Raw genomic sequence first — 3,607 nt, 5'->3', positions numbered from 1 at the left:
TAGACTAGCCGATACGCTTCTGCCGAACACTTCCTAAGGGAACTGATCGGTTGTCGCCGTCGGCTTTTGTCGTTCTTGGAACACTGAGAAATGGCTAAAAGCTATCCGGTGGACTTAACTAAACAATCAGTCTGGCTATATCTTAAGCGCTCTAACTCACCCGGCCTTGAGAATCCGACGTCTTAACCCATAGAGTTTGCCGCCGTGACCGCGACGTTCTTTTCACTCATTTCATTGTTTGTCAGTTGCTTCATTCTCTTTTTGGGGAACGGGCTGATGAACGTGCTTTTACCTGTGCGCATGGGGTTGGACGGGATCAGTACGGATTGGATTGGTCTGGTACAGTCGCTCTATTACGTCGGTCTGTTGTTAGGGGCGATATACAGTAAAAACCTGATTATGCGTGCGGGACATATTCGTATGTTCGCGGGCTGTGTGTCGCTGGGTGGTGTCAGCATGCTGATCTGCAGTTTATTTGCAGATGCTGCTGTTTGGGGCGGGATGCGTTTGGTGCTTGGCTTCTGCAACGCGTGCGCCTTTACAGCCATGGAAAGCTGGCTGAGTGACGCGTCAACGAAAGAGACGCGTGGCAAGGTTCTCGCTGTATACAACGCAGTGGTTTTAGCGGGTTTGTTTATCGGACAGTTCTTTATGAACATTGCATCGCCTGAGACCACGACTCTATTTGTCATCGCTGGGGTTTTACTGAGTTTGTCTGTGATTCCCGTCGTAATGAGCCGTCACAAAGGACCTGTCGTCGAAGATGCCAGCTCGATGTCCCTGCGGGCACTGTTTAAGATCTCACCGCTGGGTGTAGTGAGCTGTCTGATTTCCGGTCTGATCTATTCGGCGGCATTTAACCTGCTACCGGTATTTGCGAAAGAGTACGACATCGTTGATTTCCAGCTGTCGTTGTATATGGGGGCGGCAATTCTTGGGGCGTTCCTGCTGCAGTTCCCGGTGGGTTATCTTTCGGATCGTTTTGACCGTCGAACGGTGTTGTTGTGTCTGTTGGCGTTGTCAGCGGCTAGCTGTATCGCGGTGAACCTGTTGGCGCTTATGGGGATGACCTGGGCTGTCTTTCTGGCGACAGCGATCACCTGTGGCATCATCGCTTGTACCTATCCAATCAGTATCTCTGAGGCGTTTGATAAGCTGCGCCAGAATGAGATGGTGGCCGCGATGGGTAGTATGATTCTGGCGTTTTCTGTCGGTGGGGTACTTGGGCCCTATACAGCATCGTTGGCGATGCAGGTGTTCGGCAACAACGCGTTGTTCTATTTCCTGGCGGTCATCCAGACTCTTTTGGCGCTGTTTGTGTTGTATCGCATGCAGGTGCGAGAAGCACTGCCGGTGGAAGATCAGGAGAACTTCGTCATGCAGGGGGCTGGTATGTCTGCTGCGGTTGATCTTGATCCACGTACCGAATATATCGAATCTGAGATACCGCTGAGTGCTGAAGCTGAAACAGTGATCAGCGTGGCTCAGCATGATCCTGTTGCGGCGGTAAAAATGGCTCAGGCGATTACCTTGAGCGATCCGACCAAAGGTGTTGAGTTGGCGGGAGCGGTCGCGGAGATCGAGGGTGTTGATGTCTTTAACCTGTATGAGGTCATGAAGCAGGTCATTCCATTCCAGATTTTGGATGTGACAAATGCCATTGTGACCACTCGCCCTGAACTGGCGACAGAGCTGGTCGCGAAGCTGGCCGAATGGTATCCGGATCAGGTGGTGAGTATCGCTGCGGAAATTGGTCGTACCTTCCCTGAGCGCCGTATGGAGATGGCGCGTGCTGCAGCAGAAGCCGCACCAGAAACCGCGATTGAAGTCGCAGAATACTATGCGCAGGTGTTTGCGGATGAGCGTGAAGCGCTACGCCCGGCAGATCGCGTCGATGATACTAGTGAAGAAGATGCGGTAAACGTTGTGTCTGAGCTTTGGGATGTAGCGCCTGATCAGGCGTTGGACATGGCGGCCACTATGGTCGATGCGGTGCCGGAAACGGCGGTATCGGTTGCAGAAGAGTATATGGCCAGCGATCTGATTGAGGCCGCACTGGAAGTCAGCCAGAGCCTTAAAACATCGTCGGGCAGTTCTTTAGAGCAGTTGGAAAATGCCTATCAGCAGCAGGTGGACTTGGTATCGCGACTGGCTGAAGTAGCACCTGAACAGGCGGTTGATGTTGCCGTTGCGGTGGTAGAAGCAGAACCAGAAAGTGCGGCAGCTGTCGCAGCAGAGATTGCCAGTGGCTTTGGGGATTCAGAACAAGAGTGCGAAGACACTGATGTTGCCGATAAGGCATCGGATGTGATGACGAGTGAGACAGACGATTCAGACGTTGCCAGTTATGAATCGTCTGTTGAATTGGTGTCCCGTTTGGTTGAGGTAGCACCGGAGCAAGCGATGGATGTTGCTGTTGCAGTGGTAGAAGCCGATCCTGACAGTGCTGCTGACGTTGCTGCGGAGATGGCGGGTAACATTGCAGAGTCTGAATATGACACTGCTGAGGAAACTGATACTAGCGCCGAAACAGATCGGGAAGCGGCCTCCGATACATTGAACGATACGTCAGAGCATGAAGCGGCAGTCGAACTGGTTCAGCGACTGTCTGAAGCCGCACCAGACAACGCTATGGATGTTGCCGTGGCGGTTGTTGAAAGCATTCCTGAAGCCGCATCTGATGTGGTTGATGCCATCAGTGCAGGGGATGAGGCAAAAGACGAAGAATGGATGAACTCTCTGGACGACAAACCTGAGTCGTGAAGGGGGTTCTTTTGCTGCGTCATCGCTACGTGCTGATGGGAAAGTACAACTTTGGTTGAGCCTGTTGGCGAAAACCAGTGAGTTAGAATAATGGAGTGGGCAGAGGGTAGCGCTTGAATACGGATTACATGAAAGGCTTTTTACTCACCGCATTGGGTGTACTCGTATTGAGCTTTGATGCGTTACTGATTCGGCTGATCAATTCTGAATCCTTTGATCTGCTGTTTTGGCGCGGGTTGCTCCTCAGTGTTGCTGTCTTCTGCTGGTGCCGTTTTCGTAAGCCTGAGCAAGTACTCTTCAGTTGGGATGCTGCGTTTATTCGCTCTGCGCTGCTGTTTGCCGTGAGTGCAATCTGTTTTGTCTCGGCGATTACGCTGACATCTGTGGCAAATGTGCTGGTGATCATCAGTGCGCAACCCTTATTTGCTGCGGTAATGGCCAGGATCTTTCTGCGTGAAAAATCTTCGCTGGTGACATGGATCGCGATTATCATCTCTATGCTGGGAATCAGCTGGGTGCTGGCGGGATCATGGCAAAGTCCCAATTTGGCAGGTGATTTGATTGCGCTGGTGTGTGGTTTGGCGCTGTCAGCTAAGTTTGTGAATGATCGTGCAAACTCAAAACGTGATATGACACCGGCGCTCATCCTCTCTGGTCTGATCATCGCAATCATCAGCGCAACCTTTGGTTCACCATTTAGCCTGCAAGGTCCAGAATGGGGGTGGATGTTGTTGCTGTGTCTCGGCATCGTGCCGCTGGCGTTTATTCTGATTACCCTAGGCCCGATGAGAATTCCTGCCGCCGAAGTCGGTATGCTAATGCTACTTGAAACGGCAACGGGGCC

Annotated in this window: 2 protein-coding genes; both read left to right on the top strand. The window is 52.0% G+C overall.

From position 1 onward, the window contains the following. Positions 1–204: 204 nt before the first annotated feature. The gene (locus ABYW01_RS16720) at positions 205–2,763 is read left to right on the top strand and encodes an MFS transporter (RefSeq protein ID WP_372834883.1); all 2,559 of its coding nucleotides are present in this window, start codon (positions 205–207) and stop codon (positions 2,761–2,763) included. Positions 2,764–2,876: 113 nt separating this feature from the next. Then, positions 2,877–3,607, top strand: a 731-nt coding sequence (locus tag ABYW01_RS16715; protein WP_372834881.1) for a DMT family transporter, incomplete at its 3' end; no start/stop codon positions are given.

The sequence above is a fragment of the Pontibacterium sp. genome (assembly GCF_041587635.1).
Lineage (GTDB): Bacteria > Pseudomonadota > Gammaproteobacteria > Pseudomonadales > Balneatricaceae > Pontibacterium.
Note: the sequence above shows the minus strand (reverse complement) of the source record. Positions and strands in the feature narration are given on the sequence as shown.